Raw genomic sequence first — 17,373 nt, 5'->3', positions numbered from 1 at the left:
GGCAAAATCGACCGAAAATGCCTAGCGACGGACAGGGTCAAAGAAAAATTTTTTTCAAAACGTGCGCATTTAACTAAGCGAAATTTATTCTTTTAGAAGATAGGGTTATAAAAAACTACTATCTATATACGATAATGGATTATCAAAAGAGAATTATCCGATGTTTATCAAAGCTTGCGCCCGGCAGAGAGAAAATGGTAATACATAGCACACAAAATCGCAGGAGGCGGTTTTAGCACACAAACATCAAAGACTTGGCCGTTTTATTTTTGGCATTTTTATTTCTGCGTACTTCTCTTGTCACTGAAGAGTGAAAGGCAGTTTGACTGAGGAAACCACTATTCTATGAAAGGCTTCAAAATCACTCTTGCTTGGCAAATCCTAATTGCACTGATTTTAGGGATTGTTGCCGGAAGCATCCTCCACAATGCACCAGATAGCCGCGACTGGCTGGTGGTCAATGTGTTAAAACCTGCGGGTGACATCTTCATTCATTTGATCAAAATGATTGTGATCCCGATCGTTGTTTCATCGCTTATCGTCGGGATTGCCGGTGTCGGCGACGCGAAAAAATTAGGGCGTATTGGCCTTAAAACCATTATCTATTTTGAAGTGATCACCACCATTGCTATCGTGGTCGGCCTGACATTAGCCAATGTGTTCCATCCAGGAACCGGCATTGATATGTCTGCGTTAACCACGACCGATATCTCAAAATACGAAGCTACGACGCAACAAGTGCAGAACGGGCCTCATAGCTTAGTGACCACTATCCTGTCGATCATCCCGCAAAATATATTTGTCTCTTTTGCCAATGGCGACATGCTAGCGATTATCTTCTTCTCGGTATTGTTTGGTTTAGGCTTATCGTCGCTACCAGCAGAACACCGCGATCCGCTGGTTTCTGTTTTCCGTTCGATCTCCGAAACCATGTTTAAAGTCACCAATATGATCATGCGTTATGCACCCGTCGGTGTGTTTGCGCTGTTGACCGTGACCGTGGCTAACTTTGGTTTTGCATCGCTTTATCCGCTCGCGAAGCTAGTTGGACTGGTGTATGCCGCCATTTTGTTATTTGCCTTTGTTATCTTGGGCGGTGTTGCGAAGCTTTGCAGTCTGAATATTTGGACACTGATGCGCATATTAAAAGATGAGCTTATCCTGTCCTATTCAACCTCAAGTTCAGAGACTGTGCTGCCTCGGATCATGGAAAAGATGGAAGCTTATGGTGCGCCGAAATCAATCACTAGCTTCGTTGTTCCGACCGGTTATTCCTTTAACTTAGACGGTTCTACGCTTTATCAAAGTATTGCGGCAATCTTTATTGCTCAGCTATATGGTATTGAGCTTTCCTTGACCCATCAAATTATTTTAGTTCTTACCTTAATGGTGACCTCGAAAGGTATCGCCGGTGTACCAGGCGTCTCTTTCGTGGTGTTATTGGCCACACTGGGTAGCGTAGGCATCCCGTTAGAAGGCTTAGCCTTTATCGCTGGGGTTGACCGCATTATGGATATGGCACGTACCGCATTGAATGTGGTTGGTAATGCCTTAGCCGTCTTGGTCATCTCTTGCTGGGAAAAACAGTTTGATGTGAATAAAGCGCGGGCATACGAACAGCAAATGCTGGGGACGTCGCGCGCTAAATAATAGACTATTGATTACTGATTGATCGGGAGTGCATGATAGGGTTAATCCCCTTCATCACTCCCGTTTTTTTGTGCAAAATAAGGCTTGATTATGTCCCTTAATCTCCATCATCTCGTGACCGAAGGTCGCAATACTGCAAGTGAAAATATCGACCAGTTATCGACTGCCGAAATGCTCAAGGTCATTAACGACGAAGATAAAAAAGTAGCCTTCGCGGTTGAGGCGATTTTGCCGGAAATCACCCAGGCAGTTGACGCGATTACCGCGGCTTTTGCCCGAGGTGGGCGCTTAATTTATAGTGGCGCGGGCACGTCGGGACGTTTAGGTATTTTGGATGCTAGTGAGTGTCCACCCACCTTTGGCACCTCACCGGATCAAGTTATTGGGCTGATTGCAGGGGGACATCGGGCGATTCTACAGGCTGTTGAGAACGCTGAAGATAATGCAGAGCAAGGGGCTAAAGACTTACAGGCGATTAATTTCTGCGAACAGGATATTTTGGTCGGTATCGCCGCCAGCGGTCGCACACCCTATGTGTTGGGGGCGTTATCTTGGGCGAAACAGTGTGGAGCGGTCACCATTGCCATCAGCTGTAATGTGCAAAGCCCTATGGCGGAGTGTGCAGAGATCGCGCTTAGCGCGGTGGTAGGGCCTGAAGTGGTGACTGGATCGTCTCGGTTGAAGGCTGGGACTGCACAAAAAATGATTCTGAATATGTTGACGACGGGGTCAATGATCCGCAGCGGAAAGGTATTTGGCAATTTAATGGTCGATGTGGAAGCTACTAATCAGAAGCTCGTTCAACGGCAAAAAAATATCGTGATCGAAGCCACTGGCTGTGGGGCGGAAGAGGCGGAAACAGCTCTTGCGGCCTGTAACGGACAGTGTAAAACCGCGATACTGATGATCTTGGCAGAATTAACGGCAGAGCAGGCACAAGCCCGCTTAGTTGAGCATAAAGGTTTTATCCGTTCCGCGTTACTCGCGTCCGCAAACAAATAACGAAATGATTATATTTATCATTTGAAAAATCTATTACACTCTTAGCGTTTCTCAACATGATAAGCGCTAAGGGCTCTGTTGGTGACCCAAAGTGCAATGACAGAGGTAATGACTATGCAACGCAATTCTCTTTTCCGTCCATTATTGCTGGTAACAGCGCTCTTCTCTGCGGGAGCATTTGCTGAGGAAGCACAAACACTCACTCAGCCTGTTTCCAAAGGGCTTTACGAGCTGGCTTATGGTCAATCTTCACCGCAGTTATATGTAGCCAGTGCTGGCAGCCGACAAGAAACCGGCGGTGCGGTATATGTACTTAACCCGCAAAGCTTGAAGACCGAACAAGTGATCAAAGAGCCACTTAAACCCTTTGGCGTTGCCATCGATAATACCCAACATATCCTCTATACCGGTAATACGCGCGATGGCTCGATTACCGCGATTGACTTAAAAACGCATAAAATTATCGCTCAACAAGTGGTTGAAACGCGCCAACGTACCGAGTCTTTCCGACCGCCACAAATTCGTGAGATTACGGTCGATCCAACCACCCATCAAGTCTATGCGACGGGTGTAGGGGCTGAGAGTGTGGTGTGGGTACTCGACGGTAAATCACTGAAAGTGATCAAAACCATCACCGGCGTGGGTAAAATGGCGACAGGTCTGGCTATCGATGCCTCACAGCATGCGCTATACCTCTCCAATGCCGATGCAGAATGGATCAAGATCGATACGCAAAATAATAGCATTGTAAAACGGACGAAGCTGGATTTACCGGGCGATCATATGCTGTTAAATGTCAGTTTGGATACTGCAGGTCATCGTGCATTTATTGCGGATTTCAAACAGCCGCAGGTTGTGGTCATTGATACCCAAACGAATAAAGTCTTAACCAGCATTAAGGTTCCCGAATCCTTAGGTGTTCTATTCAATACACAGCGCCAAGAGCTGTATGTGACGCACCGTAAAGCCGGAACCGTCAGCATTGTCGATACGAAAACCTATCAGGTTAAACGCACCGTTAAAACGGACGGTATGCCAAATAGCTTAGCGCTGTCCGACAAGGGCGATGTCCTGTATGTCACGGTTAAGCAACCCTCTTCTCGTGAGAAAGAAGCTACGCAGCCAGATACTGTGTTGCGCATCACGTTGTAATAAAAAAAGGCCTCATCAAGAGGTCTTTTTTCCGTTATCACTCTTTAAATAAGAGGGATAATTTCCCGCCCGGTTCGGCTAATTTGTTTAGCTTCTTCTCATTAACGGTTTGACGTTGTCCTAACTGCGATAAGGTCGGAGAGTCTGCTTTATCGGTAGAATGCTGACTCCCCTGCGCGGCGACTAAGCGTGCGGCGGCTTGCTCTAAATAAGCCATATAGCCAGCTTTGGTCGATAGCTGCTGAGTATTTACAGGTTGCTGCGAGCGGAGCCAGCTACCTAGGTAGAACTCTAAGAACGGTGGTGCTTGATCGGGTTTATCGTAGGCGATGCCCCGTAGAAAATAGACAATTGAGCGATAAGGGTCGTTTTGCATGGCCTGCAAACCGACCTGTTGAGGCAACTGAGCGGGAGCCACCGGTTTTCCTTGTGGGTCTTCAAGCCAGGTCAAATGCTGTTGTTGCATCGTACTCCAGAAGCGGTCCATCGACGCTAGATGACTGAAGTCATTGGTAATACGGACTACAAATGGAAAATCCTGATTATTAGCGAGCGCTCGAAAGGTCGATACCGTGTGGTGGCCATCGGTCAGGTAGATATGATGGTCCGGTGCAATGACGGCACTTTTCACATCCTCTGCGTCAGTGCCGCGCGCCGCAAGGCAGCTAAAGCTAGTCGGTTGTGCGAGGGATGATTGGCTATCGAAGGTCTTAACACCTTTCGCGCCAATATCTTCACAGAATTCGTTGAATAACGCTTTGTGATCGCTCTGTAACTTGGCAACTTTATAATTCACTTCATCGTCACCAATTGCCGGTTGTGTGGGGTGAATTTGACTGACGTTAAGGGTTTTAATCGTCTGGGCATAAGAGAAGGGACTGCATGAGAAGCCCACTGTGATTAACGAAGCAAGTAGAACCGGGGTAACGCGTTTCATTATCTTCTTCCTCATTAGGGGACAAAAAAGGTGAGTTACCTCACCTTTCCTTTATCATTCACATCTCTGAGGCATCATTGATTAAGTCACGGTGGGGCTTATCCTTGAGGATCATCTCAAAACTATGAAGACGCTTATAGATTGACATCAATTCGACTAACGTGGACCATGAATTGATCAAGTATTGGAATGATGAGCGTACTTGGTCGAACACGTTAGAGATTTGATTCATTAACCCTAAGGTGATCGTTCCCGCCACGATAGCGGGGAACAGCACAAATAAGCCAAAGACATTATCGACTTGTAGATACAAAATACGGGTAATGTTGAAGTAGAGATAATGGAAGTAGAGACGAAAGTAGTTATGGCGCACTTGATTATAGAGCGCTTTCACCGTCGGCGGCGTAGCCCGACTAGCATCGTCCTCACCATAGACTAACTCTTTACGATAGGCGGCTTCTACCCGTTGGTTTTTAAAGGAGAGCCCCGGCAGTTTTATTCCAACAACCGCTAATAAAGCTGTCCCAAACAGCGACCATACAATGGCAATGATCACCAGTGCATAGGGAATATCGCCGATAATCGGTACCGATTTTACGTGTACGGAAAGCTGTGCCAAGATCGGTAGGAATGCTATCAACGTCATAATCGCTTGCAGTAAGCTCACGCCCCAACTTTCCAAGGTGTCCGCAAAGCGCATCGTATCTTCTTGTACCCGCTGAGAGGCCCCTTCGACATGGCGTAACTGTCCCCAATTCGCCATAAAAAAGTTGTTCATTGCGGTACGCCAGCGAAATACCCAGTGGCTAACGAAGAAGTTATTCAATACACCGACCACGACGGCGACTAATGCAATACCGAGAAATGCGTAGATTTGCTGATAAAAATCGTCAATTTTCACCGATCCTGCTTTCCCCAGCGCTTTTTGGATAAGATCGCCAAAAGGGGCATACCAAGCATTTATCGCAACACCGACTTGAACACTAAACCAGGTTGAAAAAATAATGAGCGCCAATCCCCAAACGGACCAGCGTTGCCAAGGATGATTATCGATGACTCGCCATATTGCGGCGAAGATCGTGACAGCGGCCCAGAAATAGAGATAGAACCAGAGGTAACTGAGTTGCCAGAACCGCGCAACGGTTGTCGGTAACGGCGCCAGAAAAGCCTTGGCGAGTGACGGAAAATGGGCCGGTAACTGTGCGGCGACACTGAACCAAAAAAGAACCACGACCAAACTCCATACGGCTGCGCTAGTGAAAAAGAGCAGTGGGCGTGGGAAATAACACTTAAACATGGTAACTCCCTGAAAATTTACTCCTGTGGTGACTATACTAGTTTAACCGACGGGAGAAGGATCTTACTGGCGATTAAAAAACACATTGTGATGACAAGATGTTAAATGTCGTCACAAAAAATAAGTAGATATGATTTTTGATGTTACTCAACTGTGTTACAATTGGATTGTTACCGGTAACCACCCTATAAAAATACGACAGCGTTACCGAACAACACTGTCACGCTATCTTTCAATTTTTCATGCTGCATCATTTGCAGTATTAAGGCAATGTCATGTCAGAACAAAAAAACGGCCAGTCACGCCGTGATTTTCTGCTGAAAACTATCGCTATCGCGCCAGCCATGGCTGTCGGGACGGCAGGGATAGGGGCTCTAGAGAGTCGAAGTGTCTTGGCCGCAGACAACACCGGTTCTCCCCATTCTCAGGCGAGAGAGTACCAACCTTCTTGGTTTACGGCTGAAGAATTTGCATTTATCACCGCTGCCGTAACGCAACTGATCCCGAAAGATGAGCGTGGCCCAGGTGCATTAGAAGCAGGTGTTCCTGAGTATATTGATCGTCAAATGAACACCCCTTATGCTACCGGCGCAAACTGGTATATGCAGGGGCCTTTCACCCCCGACGTAGAAAAAGAGTTTGGCTATCAGCTGCCTTTAGTTCCACAGCAAATTTACCGATTGGGGATTGCCGAGGCGAATCATCAAAGCCAGCAGCAATATGGCAAGATCTTTGCCGATCTCAGTGCAGAGCAACAAGTTGAATTTCTCAAGGCCTTAGAAAGCGGCAAGGTGAACTTCCAGCAACTGCCATCGAAAACCTTCTTCTCATTCCTACTGCAAAATACCCGCGAAGGCTTCTTTAGCGACCCTATCCACGGTGGTAACCAGGGATTAGTGGGGTGGAAATTAATTAATTTCCCAGGCGCGCGTGCAGACTTTATGGATTGGGTAGAGCGAGGTGAACGCTACCCATTACCACCAGTATCGATTCGGGGTGAGAGAAGTTAATTATGGCGAATGAACAGAAAAAAGTAGATGCGGTAATCGTTGGCTTCGGTTGGGCAGGTGCGATTATGGCAAAAGAATTAACCGAAGCGGGCCTGACAGTGGTTGCGCTGGAGCGTGGTCCACATCGTGATACTTATCCCGATGGGGCTTACCCACAATCGATCGACGAATTAACCTATAACGTTCGTAAAAAGCTTTTCCAAGATCTGTCCAAAAGTACCGTAACCATCCGCCATAATCCCTCGCAAACGGCGGTGCCTTATCGCCAGCTTGCCGCATTCTTGCCGGGTACCGGTACGGGTGGCGCAGGGTTACACTGGTCGGGCGTTCACTTTCGCGTTGATCCAGCAGAACTACGTCTGCGTAGCCATTACGAAGAGCGTTATGGGAAAAACTTTATTCCAGAAGGTATGACGATCCAAGATTTCGGCGTCACCTACGACGAACTCGAACCGTTCTTTGATCAATCAGAAAAAGTTTTTGGTACCTCAGGCACCGCTTGGTCGATTAAAGGCAATGTCGTGGGTAAAGATAAAGGGGGGAACCCTTATGCCGGGGATCGCTCGCAAGACTTCCCACTGCCGGCCCAGAAAAGAACCTATTCTGCGCAATTATTCTATAAGGCTGCGCAAGCGGTGGGTTACCATCCTTATGACATGCCTTCAGCCAACACCTCTGGGCCTTATACCAACACTTATGGGGCGCAAATGGGGCCGTGTAACTTCTGCGGTTATTGCAGTGGTTACGCCTGTTACATGTATTCTAAGGCATCGCCGAACGTTAATATTCTCCCAGCGCTTCGCCAAGAGCCTAAATTTGAACTGCGTAACGATTCCTATGTACTGAAAGTCAACCTGACCGACGATAAAAAGCGCGCAACAGGTGTCACCTACGTGGATGCACAAGGTCGGGAACAGATCCAACCCGCAGATTTAGTGATCCTCTCGGCATTCCAATTCCACAACGTTCACTTAATGTTGTTATCGGGTATTGGTAAGCCGTACAACCCAATCACCAATGAAGGGGTTGTGGGACGTAACTTTGCCTACCAGAACATGTCGACCCTTAAAGCGTTGTTCGATAAAAATACGACCACTAACCCGTTTATCGGAGCAGGTGGGGCCGGTGTTGCTGTGGACGACTTTAACGCGGATAACTTTGACCATGGTCCGCATGGTTTTGTCGGTGGGTCACCTTTCTGGGTAAACCAAGCAGGCGTGAAACCCATTTCTGGGCTTCCTGTCCCTGCAGGCACACCAGCGTGGGGAAGTGAGTGGAAAGCAGCCGTTGCAGACACTTATACCCACCATGTCTCGATGGATGCCCATGGCGCCCACCAGTCATACCGTAATAACTATTTAGACCTCGATCCCAATTACAAAGATATTCATGGGCAGCCGCTGCTGCGGATGACTTTCGACTGGCAAGAAAACGACATCAAAATGGCACAGTTTATGGTGTCTAAGATGCATAAAATTGCCGAAGCGATGAATCCGAAAGCGATTTTAGGCGCAGCAAAGAAAGAGGGGGCGCACTTCGATACCACCTCTTATCAAACTACCCATATGAATGGTGGCGCAATCATGGGTGAAAACCCAGCCACGAGCGCGATTAACCGTTATCTGCAAAGTTGGGACGTGCATAACGTCTTCGTGCCGGGGGCCTCAGCGTTCCCACAGGGGCTTGGCTATAACCCAACCGGACTGGTGGCGGCTCTGACCTATTGGTCGGCTAAAACGATCCGTGAGGTGTACCTCAAGAACCCAGGCCCACTGGTTCAGGCATAAGGAGAGGCGAATGAAAAAGACTTTTTTAACCCTAGTGTTAACGTTGGTCTCCTTTGGTGCGTTGGCCGAAACGTCGGGCGATCTGGTTAAACGTGGTGAGTACCTCGCGCGGGCAGGGGACTGTGTGGCCTGTCATACTGCAAAGGGCGGTAAACCTTTTGCTGGTGGTCTCGCGATGGCAACGCCGATCGGTACGATTTACAGTACCAATATCACCCCTGATAAGCAGACGGGGATTGGTGATTACAGCTACGACGATTTCCAAAAGGCGGTGCGTCAGGGGATTGCGAAAACCGGTGATACGCTTTATCCGGCTATGCCTTATCCCTCCTATGCGGTGGTCAGCGATGAAGATATGCATGCGCTGTATGCTTACTTTATGCAGGGCGTTCCGGCCGTCGAGCAAGCGAATAAAGCCACCGATATCCCGTGGCCTCTATCAATGCGCTGGCCACTGGCGATCTGGCGTAAAATGTTTGCACCAGAGGTCAAGCCCTTTGAACCGACCACTCAGGATGATGAAAGTGTCAACCGTGGGCGTTACTTGGTTGAAGGGTTAGCCCACTGTGGGGCTTGCCACACACCGCGTAGTATCACGATGCAAGAGAAAGTGCTAAATGGACAGGATAACACCACGTATCTAGCAGGCAGCAGCTCACCGATTGATGGGTGGACCGCCAGTAACTTGCGTGGCGATAATCGGGACGGACTCGGTCGTTGGAGCCAGCAACAGCTGGAGCAGTTCTTACGTTATGGTCGTAATGATCAAACCGCCGTCTTTGGTGGCATGACGGATGTGGTCGAGCATAGCTTACAATACCTGACCGATGCCGATATCACGGCTATTGCACGGTATCTGAAAACCTTGGCTCCACAAGACCCCCATCAAACGCCATTCACTGCGGATGATACGGTTGCCAAAGCGCTGTGGAAAGGAAATGACCAGCAAGCGGGTGCCAGTGAGTATGTTGACAGCTGTGCAGCCTGCCATAAGACAGATGGCACGGGCTATAAGCGCTTCTTCCCGCAGTTGAAAGGGAATCCGGTTGTCTTAGCCGACGATCCTACATCACTGATTCACATCATCTTAACCGGTGCACGTTTACCCGCTGTGGCCGGAGCGCCTACTGCGATCACCATGCCTGCTTTTGGCTGGCGGATGAATGATCAGCAGGTCGCCGACTTGGTTAACTTCGTGCGCAGTAGTTGGGGGAATACCCAATCATCAACGGTATCCGCCAGCGATGTGGCGAAGATCCGTAAACAAGACGATGTTAAAGGCCAGCAGGGAAGTCATAGCATAGAAACCCTAGAAAAACGTCAGTAATCGTTTTTATCTGAATAACGCGGTAACCCTCAGGGCTACCGCGTTTTTTTTAAATATCTTCGAGGTCTTTACCGCGGGTGGTCGGGCCGAAAATCGCGACAGATAGCACGACCATTACCATACTGAATACGATAAATAATACGACAGCGCTGCTGCCGACTGATGTCAGGATCATACCAATCAGTACGCTACTGAGGGCGGTTGAGAGGCGACTAAAGGAGTAACAAAAACCGACTGCGCGCGCACGAATCGCGGTAGGAAAGATCTCTGTTTGATAAGCGTGATAGCTATAGGTTAACCAAGCATTGGAATAGGTGATAAGAAAACCGCAAACGATCATCAGCCAAGGCTGGTGAGCAAAAGCGAAACCTGTTCCACACACCACTGTCATTAATGAAGCCGCAACAATCTGCCATTTGTTTTCGAACCGATTCGCATAGAGTGTGCAAAGCAGTGAGCCTAACGGATAGGCTAAAGTGATAAAGAACGCATACCCTAAACTGTGTGACAGCGATGCCCCTTTGCCTGACAGCAGAGTGGGTAACCAGTTACCGAAGCCAAAAAAGCCGATGGCTTGAAAGAAGTTCATCACCATCAACATCAGGGTCCGTTTCCGCCATGTTGGCGACCAAATATCACGAAACTGACCGTTGACGTTGCTCTGAGCAGAGGGAATAGGCTGGTCGGTATTGATCGGTGCACCGCAGCGTTTTTCCATATCCATCATGATACGGTGGGCGGCTTGTACCTGATTTTTCTCCATCAGCCAGCGTGGTGATTCCGGCAGTTGCCGTCTGATCAGCCAAATAATCAGTGAGCATACCGCCCCAATAATAATTACCCAGCGCCAGCCCGCTAAGCCAAGCCATTGTTGAGGGATCAACCACCACGAAAGCAGTGCCACGGCGGGTACTGATAAAAACTGCACAAAGAAAGCAAAGGCAAATGCTTTGCTTCGCAGGCGGGCAGGGGTCCATTCTGCTAAATAGGTATCGATCGTCACTAACTCAACGCCAAGACCAATCCCAACCAAAAAACGGCACAATAGAATACCTTCGCTACTTTGCTGAAATACCATAAGAAGCGAGAAAAAGCCGTACCAGCCGAGAGCAAAAATAAAGGTCAACCGTCGACCATAACGATCGGCGAATGGCGCGAGTAGACTAGCCCCAACGAATAGGCCGAGAAAGGTGACGGAAGCAAAAGCAGCCTGATCCGAGATACCTAATAGCCCGGCTTGGCCAACATGAAAAATATGATCCGCGATCAGTCCGCTACTGATATAACCGGTTTCAAAGAGATCGAATAATTCAAAAAAACCGCCGAGCGCCAAAAGGCTAATAAAGATCCAAAGTGGACGGGTCGCGGGCAGTGCATCAATCCGTGCGGCAATAGTGGCGGGCGGCGAGGGAGCATTATCAACAGTCATTAGCAGGTTTCCATTCACATTCTGTTTGCATTGAGGATATTTCTATTTTTATTTTGTGGGACGAACGCCCAAGTTTATCCAGCATAATGCAAGTTAACAGGGAGGATCAGAAATTTGTGCAGGATTAGGCTAAAAAAAAAGCCACCCTTCAAAGGGTGGCTGTCCAGTATGAGGCGACAGTTAGAAACTGTATCCCGCGACGAGATAATAGCCCCAGCCAGTATTGTTCGTCCGCGATCCACCTAGGTCTGCACTGCCTTCCCATTGGCCGCCATTATGGAAATAACGGGCGACGAAAGAGTAATGCCAATGCGCGTAGCTGAGCGCCAAGATGTGGCTGGAAGCGATGGAGTTCTTCGTCCGCACGGTGCTGTTATTACCGAGGTCAGAGCCCCAGTCGAAGTTGGTGAAACCGATATAGGCTAAGTTTCCGCCCCATAGGGTGGTAATCGGGTACATATACTTCACTTTGAAGCGGTAACCATCCCAGCTATCTTCATTGGTCGCACCATAGTTTTCCCACTGGTACTTCGCATAGACGTTTAAGGACAGTGAGAGTTTAGTCCCAGTATCAATATCCGTCCCTAACCCCATATACCAAGTATTTTGACGATTTTTATCGTTAGGCCCCATATCGTAGATATAGTTATTGGCAAAGTACCACTGTTTGATAGGACCGATGCTGAGGTCAGTATTGGTCAGCTTATCGATTGAGAAACGGGGTTCGATCTCCATGAATAATGGCGAACCTTTGCCCTTATCCCAAATTCCGACATCGTTTGCGTTACCCACGCCAAAAAACTTAGGGACATCGACGTAACCGTAAAAATCGAACCAATCTTTATGTGCAAAGGCCTCATATTCTAAGTAAATATCGTTATTTGGATGAGGGCCAAAACGGGTGTGGTAGCTGCCGACAACGTTGACACTTTGATGCCACCAATCAGAGAGGTATTCGGAGGAGTCATCTGCCCAAGCAGAGGTTGCCGCAGTGGAGGCTAATACTGTGGCGGCTATCAGTGATTTATATTTCATTATTATTTGCTCATCGAGGATGTAAAACGCGAAAAATGAGTCCCACAAGATCGTAACAGGCAGTTAGACAGTGCATACCCTGTTTGTCGGCAAGAATTTTACCCTTAAAGAGAGGTTATTGCGGCACTATTAAAAAATTATAATGTGATTGAGATCACATTTTATCTGTATAGTATTGAACTATTTGTGAATTTTTTACTACGCGATGAATAATTATACAGTGGCCCTATGACGATTAGGGATACTCGTCGATTGTAGGGTGAAGCCATGCTAATATTTAAAAAGTTGAACAATTAATCGGTTGATCGCTAACCCCTTTCTTAGATAAGTGCTTAATTACGTCACATTGGGCCGAATGTTTGCTTTAAAGGATGCCATTTATGATGAATTCTGAATCTGAATCGTCTTCACTACGCGAAGACCGATTTGAACTTGCGTCAATATTGCGAACATTTCAAAAGCAGCAACAGACCTTGGTGTTGGCCTCTTTGGATGACGATAAGCAAACCTTTTCAATGGTAAGAATGGAAGGGAGCCGTATTCGATTACTTCCTCAACAGAATCCCGGACCGCTTGCTTCACCTTTGACATTGGTGGCGGAAGGGAGCGAGGCTAAAATCATCTTTAGTATCACCAATGTGGTGACTGCCGAGCAACAGGGCCAGCAGCAATGGCTCGGCGAATTAGTGCCGACATTTTCCTACATCCAGCGGCGAATCAACTTACGTGTTCCTGTCCCCCTAAGAGAAGCATTCACGCTTGCCATTCATCTCCCTGGCCATGTGGAATTACACCGCTTCTTTGTCGATAATTTCTCTACTGGCGGGATAGGGCTTTTTAGCCGTGGACTCCCGGATCCTGCTTTTAAGCAAGGGACAATTTTCAAGAAGGTTGACCTGAACTTAGGCGAATACGGTGAATATAAGGTTAACGTTGAGGTGATCTCTCTAGCCCCTCTGGATGAGCCTTTAGTGGACCATCCCGAATTCACTCACCGCATCTCAATGCGTTTCCTAAATTTGTCGCTGATCACACAGCGGACGTTTAATAAGATTGCCTACATCTTTGAGGTGAACTTCAACCGTAAACGTTAAGCCAGTAGTATGAATTTTCTGAAATTTAAGGTATTAATTATCCTTAATTCATTCATTTTCTACACTTAGAAGACGATCGACGTTAAGGGGGATGTTAATGGAACTTGAAACAGAACGTTTGCGATTACGGCAGTGGCAGACTTCCGATTTGATCCCTTTTCGGGAAATGAATCAAGACCCAGACGTCATGCGTTTTTTTATGAATCCGCTCAGCGCCACACAGAGCGATGAGCTAGCGAAAACCTTTCGGCTTATCATCCAGCGTAAAGGCTGGGGCTTCTGGGCGGTTGAGCTAAAATCCACTGCTCAGTTTATTGGTTTTTGCGGACTGCACGAGCAGCCGAACAAATTCACTTTTTCGCCTTGTGTTGAGATCGGCTGGCGTTTCTCGTCGTCTTTTTGGTCACAAGGATTGGCGACGGAAGCCGCCGAGCGAGTGTTACAATTTGCCTTCGAAAATCTTAGTTTACAGCAAGTTGTGGCGTTCACTTCCGTGCATAATCAGCGTTCTGAACGTTTGATGCAGCGGCTAAACATGACTCGACAGCGCACCTTCAATCATCCTCACATCCCTGCGGAACATCCCTTAGCCGAGCATCTACTCTATGCATTGCAGCGGTCGGATTTTTTATTGTCTTAAGACAATACATTGACGTAAAAGAGGGGTTTCTGGCGATCTATCTCACGTTTTACCGATAAGCATCTTGAGGCAGACTGACGAGTCTGACAAATTGCCTGAAATAGGGTGAAGGGGTGAGATGAAGATCGTTAAAATCTTGAACAACAATGTCGTGGTTGTTCAACAAGGCTCAAAGGATGAGCAGATTATTATGGGTCGAGGTATCGCCTTCCAGAAACGTTGTGGCGACAGCATCGATCACAGTAAAATTGAGAAGATCTTTGCGCGGCAGAATAATCCATTATTTGACCACTTTGTCGAATTGATTCAACAGATCCCTCTCAATGTACTCCTTACCTGTGATCGAATTGTCACCTATGCTCGCCAGCAATTAGGCCCTTTGCAAGAAAGCTTATTTATCTCGTTGGCCGATCACTGCTTCGGCGCTTTAGAACGAAAACGTAATGGTATCGTTTTGCATAATCGTCTGTTATGGGAAACTCAGCATCTTTATCCAAACGAGTACCAAGTGGCAGTGGTGGCGTTACAAATTATCGAGCGACGGTTAGGGGTAACACTGCAGCTCGATGAAGCGGGTTTTATCACGTTGCATTTTGTCACCGCTCAGCTGAAAGGTGATATGCAAGAGGTCACCCAAGTCACCCGCCTAATACAAGAAATGTTAAATCTGGTGAAATATCACCTAAGTATTGATTATGATGATAAAAGCTTTAGTTATCAGCGATTTGTTACGCATTTAAAGTTCTTTGCACAGCGTTGTTTAGCCCATACTCAGGTTAACAGTGAAGAGAGTGAATTAACCGAAACTGTCCATAATCAGTACCCGTTAGCCTGGTCAGCGGCTGAGCTAGTCGGTAAACATCTGTCGCAGCATTATCAGCATCATATTCAGCCAGAAGAGTTATTATTTTTGACGTTACACATAGAGAAGTTACGTAAAGAAGCACAGTAAATTGACAGGATTGTTACTACTTCGGTAGGCAAAACCTGGGTCTCGTCTAAACAAGGCGGGTCCCGGGTTTTTTTGTTTTTACAGGGAATTAAAGGTTATCACCGATTACTGGAGGGAAAATGGATTATCAATCACTCGCGGAAAAGATTATAGAAGGGGTGGGTGGGAAAGAGAATATTACTAGTCTCGTTCACTGCGCAACCCGCTTACGCTTTAAACTCGTGCAACCAGCCGTTGCCGACACTGAACGGCTTAAAAGTCTGGACGAGGTGATCGCTGTGGTGAACAGTGGTGGACAATTTCAGGTTGTCATTGGCAACCAAGTCGGTGACGTCTATCAAGCCATCAAGGTCATCTTGGATGATGGCATTGGAGCGAGTGAAGTGACCGAGGAGAACGCCGTCACGCCCGCTGCACAGTCGACAATTCTGGCTCGTTTAATCGATATTGTATCAGGGATCTTTACTCCCTTTATTGGTGTGATGGCCGCCTCTGGCATCATGAAAGGGCTGCTGGCGTTGGCGGTGGCCTGCGGAGTATTGACGACTGAGGGCGGAACCTACCAAATCTGGTACGCGGCCAGTGATGCACTGTTTTTCTTCTTCCCACTCTTTATCGGGTACACCGCAGGCCAAAAATTTGGCGGTAGCCCCTTTATCACGATGGTTATCGGCGGGGCACTCACCCATCCTTTAATGATCAAAGCATTCGAAGCGAGCCAAGCGGGGCAGTCTACTGAAACATTTTTTGGGATACCGATCGTCTTCATTAATTACAGCTCCTCAGTCATCCCGATTATTCTAGCGTCGTGGGTAAGCTGTTTAATTGAAAAGCGTATCAGGCCCCTGCTGCCTTTGGCCGTTCGAAGCTTTTTTACTCCAGTCATTTGTTTGGCGACAGTTGTGCCCCTCACCTTTTTAGGTATTGGTCCTTTGGCGACAGGGTTGAGCCATTTACTGGCGGAAGGCTATGAGGTGATCTATCGCTTTGCACCTTGGTTAGCTGGCGCGGCGTTGGGGGCAGTGTGGCAAATTTGCGTGATTTTCGGTCTGCACTGGGGCCTTGTGCCGCTGATCTTCAATAACCTCGTCGTTTTCGGGCAAGATTCCATGATGCCGATGATTCTGCCTGCGGTGATGGGCCAAATTGGCGCAGTGCTAGGGATCTTCTTCTACAGCAAAGATCCTCGTCAAAAAGCGCTAGCCGGATCGTCCTTCTCTGCCGGGATCTTTGGGGTAACGGAACCGGCGATTTATGGGCTAACGTTACCACTGCGTCGACCTTTTGTTATTGGGTGTATAGCGGGTTCATTGGGGGGCGCGATTGTTGGGTTCTTCGGCACCCATACCTACTCCTTTGGTCTCGCCAATATTTTCACGCTTATCCAAATTATTCCGCCTTCGGGGATTGATAGCACAGTATGGGGGGCCTTCATCGGTAACGCTGTTGCGGTACTTGTCGGCTGCCTGGGGACCTATTTTTGGGGACGTCGTACTCAGCTTACTGATACTGCACCCGTGGCCAATATGCCAGCAACCCATGCGATGCCGACGGTCGAGCCATCACTGCCTTCCCACAACTCGCCTTTAGAAAACCCCCTCATACTGCTTAGCCCAATGACTGGGCAAGTTATCGCGATGGCCGATATTCCCGACCCGACCTTCGCCGGAGGACTACTGGGACAGGGTATGGCAATTTTGCCGACTAAGGGAGAAGTCCACGCGCCTTTTTCTGGCACGGTTGAGTCGATTTTCATCACGAAACATGCTTTGGGCTTGCGCAGTGAGCAGGGTGTTGAGGTATTGATTCATGTCGGTATTGATACCGTCAAATTGGCAGGTGAGCCGTTTACCCTGCATGTGGCAGAAGGCGACCAGATTACCGAGGGAGATTTACTCTTAACCTTTGACTGCCAAGCCATTACGGATGCTGGACTGTCATTGGTCACCCCGATTTTGGTCACCAACAGTGATGATTTTAGTGCCGTGGAGTGTGTAGCAGACAACGAAGTGACCGAGCAACAGCCTTTATTAATTATTACAGCCTAAGTTAAGGAGATGA

Annotated in this window: 14 protein-coding genes; 10 read left to right on the top strand and 4 right to left on the bottom strand. The window is 47.9% G+C overall.

Annotated elements, in window-relative coordinates; genetic code table 11:
- Positions 1–345 precede the first annotated feature (345 nt).
- The 3 genes from gltP to yncE all read left to right on the top strand — a co-directional run bounded on the left by gltP (position 346) and on the right by yncE (position 3,804).
- A complete protein-coding gene (gene gltP / locus HGT71_RS04480) occupies positions 346–1,650 on the top strand; it encodes a glutamate/aspartate:proton symporter GltP (RefSeq protein ID WP_048911326.1) in 1,305 nt (434 codons plus the stop codon).
- Between the two features lie 90 nt (positions 1,651–1,740).
- Positions 1,741–2,652 carry an N-acetylmuramic acid 6-phosphate etherase gene (murQ, locus tag HGT71_RS04475; RefSeq protein WP_214216773.1) on the top strand — a complete coding sequence of 304 codons (912 nt, stop codon included), beginning with the start codon at positions 1,741–1,743 and terminating at the stop codon, positions 2,650–2,652.
- 108 nt (positions 2,653–2,760) lie between these two features.
- Positions 2,761–3,804, top strand: coding sequence for a 7-bladed beta-propeller protein YncE (gene yncE / locus HGT71_RS04470; protein WP_214216772.1), 1,044 nt, complete (start codon positions 2,761–2,763; stop codon positions 3,802–3,804).
- Between the two features lie 37 nt (positions 3,805–3,841).
- On the opposite strand, the gene HGT71_RS04465 is transcribed toward yncE, so the two are convergent.
- On the bottom strand, positions 3,842–4,741 hold the full coding sequence (locus HGT71_RS04465) for a ParB/Srx family N-terminal domain-containing protein (RefSeq protein WP_214216771.1): 900 nt from the start codon (positions 4,739–4,741) through the stop codon (positions 3,842–3,844).
- Between the two features lie 58 nt (positions 4,742–4,799).
- Entirely contained in the window at positions 4,800–6,038 is a 1,239-nt protein-coding gene (sbmA, locus tag HGT71_RS04460) for a peptide antibiotic transporter SbmA (RefSeq protein ID WP_214216770.1), read from the bottom strand.
- 275 nt (positions 6,039–6,313) lie between these two features.
- Between sbmA and HGT71_RS04455 the strand changes: the two genes are divergently transcribed.
- The 3 genes from HGT71_RS04455 to HGT71_RS04445 are packed head-to-tail and all read left to right on the top strand — an operon-like array spanning position 6,314 to position 10,162.
- The gene (locus tag HGT71_RS04455) at positions 6,314–7,048 is read left to right on the top strand and encodes a gluconate 2-dehydrogenase subunit 3 family protein (protein WP_099823431.1); all 735 of its coding nucleotides are present in this window, start codon (positions 6,314–6,316) and stop codon (positions 7,046–7,048) included.
- A gap of 2 nt (positions 7,049–7,050) precedes the next feature.
- A complete protein-coding gene (locus HGT71_RS04450; RefSeq protein WP_099823429.1) occupies positions 7,051–8,835 on the top strand; it encodes a GMC family oxidoreductase in 1,785 nt (594 codons plus the stop codon).
- A gap of 10 nt (positions 8,836–8,845) precedes the next feature.
- Positions 8,846–10,162 carry a c-type cytochrome gene (locus HGT71_RS04445; RefSeq protein WP_214216769.1) on the top strand — a complete coding sequence of 439 codons (1,317 nt, stop codon included), beginning with the start codon at positions 8,846–8,848 and terminating at the stop codon, positions 10,160–10,162.
- A 49-nt stretch (positions 10,163–10,211) separates the two neighbouring features.
- Here the strand turns inward: HGT71_RS04445 and HGT71_RS04440 are convergent, their stop codons facing one another.
- The gene (locus tag HGT71_RS04440; protein WP_214216768.1) at positions 10,212–11,591 is read right to left on the bottom strand and encodes an MFS transporter; all 1,380 of its coding nucleotides are present in this window, start codon (positions 11,589–11,591) and stop codon (positions 10,212–10,214) included.
- A gap of 180 nt (positions 11,592–11,771) precedes the next feature.
- On the bottom strand, positions 11,772–12,626 hold the full coding sequence (locus tag HGT71_RS04435) for a nucleoside-specific channel-forming protein Tsx (protein WP_214216767.1): 855 nt from the start codon (positions 12,624–12,626) through the stop codon (positions 11,772–11,774).
- 380 nt (positions 12,627–13,006) lie between these two features.
- On the opposite strand from HGT71_RS04435, the gene HGT71_RS04430 reads away from it, so the two are divergent.
- From HGT71_RS04430 to bglF, 4 genes are all read left to right on the top strand, one after another.
- Complete coding sequence (locus HGT71_RS04430) at positions 13,007–13,720, top strand: flagellar brake protein (RefSeq protein ID WP_214216766.1); 714 nt, start codon at positions 13,007–13,009, stop codon at positions 13,718–13,720.
- Positions 13,721–13,811: 91 nt separating this feature from the next.
- Complete coding sequence (locus tag HGT71_RS04425) at positions 13,812–14,360, top strand: GNAT family N-acetyltransferase (protein WP_214216765.1); 549 nt, start codon at positions 13,812–13,814, stop codon at positions 14,358–14,360.
- Between the two features lie 118 nt (positions 14,361–14,478).
- Positions 14,479–15,312 carry a BglG family transcription antiterminator LicT gene (gene licT, locus HGT71_RS04420; RefSeq protein ID WP_214216764.1) on the top strand — a complete coding sequence of 278 codons (834 nt, stop codon included), beginning with the start codon at positions 14,479–14,481 and terminating at the stop codon, positions 15,310–15,312.
- Positions 15,313–15,431: 119 nt separating this feature from the next.
- On the top strand, positions 15,432–17,360 hold the full coding sequence (gene bglF / locus HGT71_RS04415) for a PTS beta-glucoside transporter subunit IIABC (RefSeq protein ID WP_214216763.1): 1,929 nt from the start codon (positions 15,432–15,434) through the stop codon (positions 17,358–17,360).
- Positions 17,361–17,373: the final 13 nt, after the last annotated feature.

Source organism: Rosenbergiella epipactidis (assembly GCF_018494055.1).
GTDB lineage: Bacteria > Pseudomonadota > Gammaproteobacteria > Enterobacterales > Enterobacteriaceae > Rosenbergiella > Rosenbergiella epipactidis.
The sequence above is the reverse complement of the archived record's forward strand: the minus strand, read 5'-3'. Positions and strand labels throughout refer to the sequence as shown.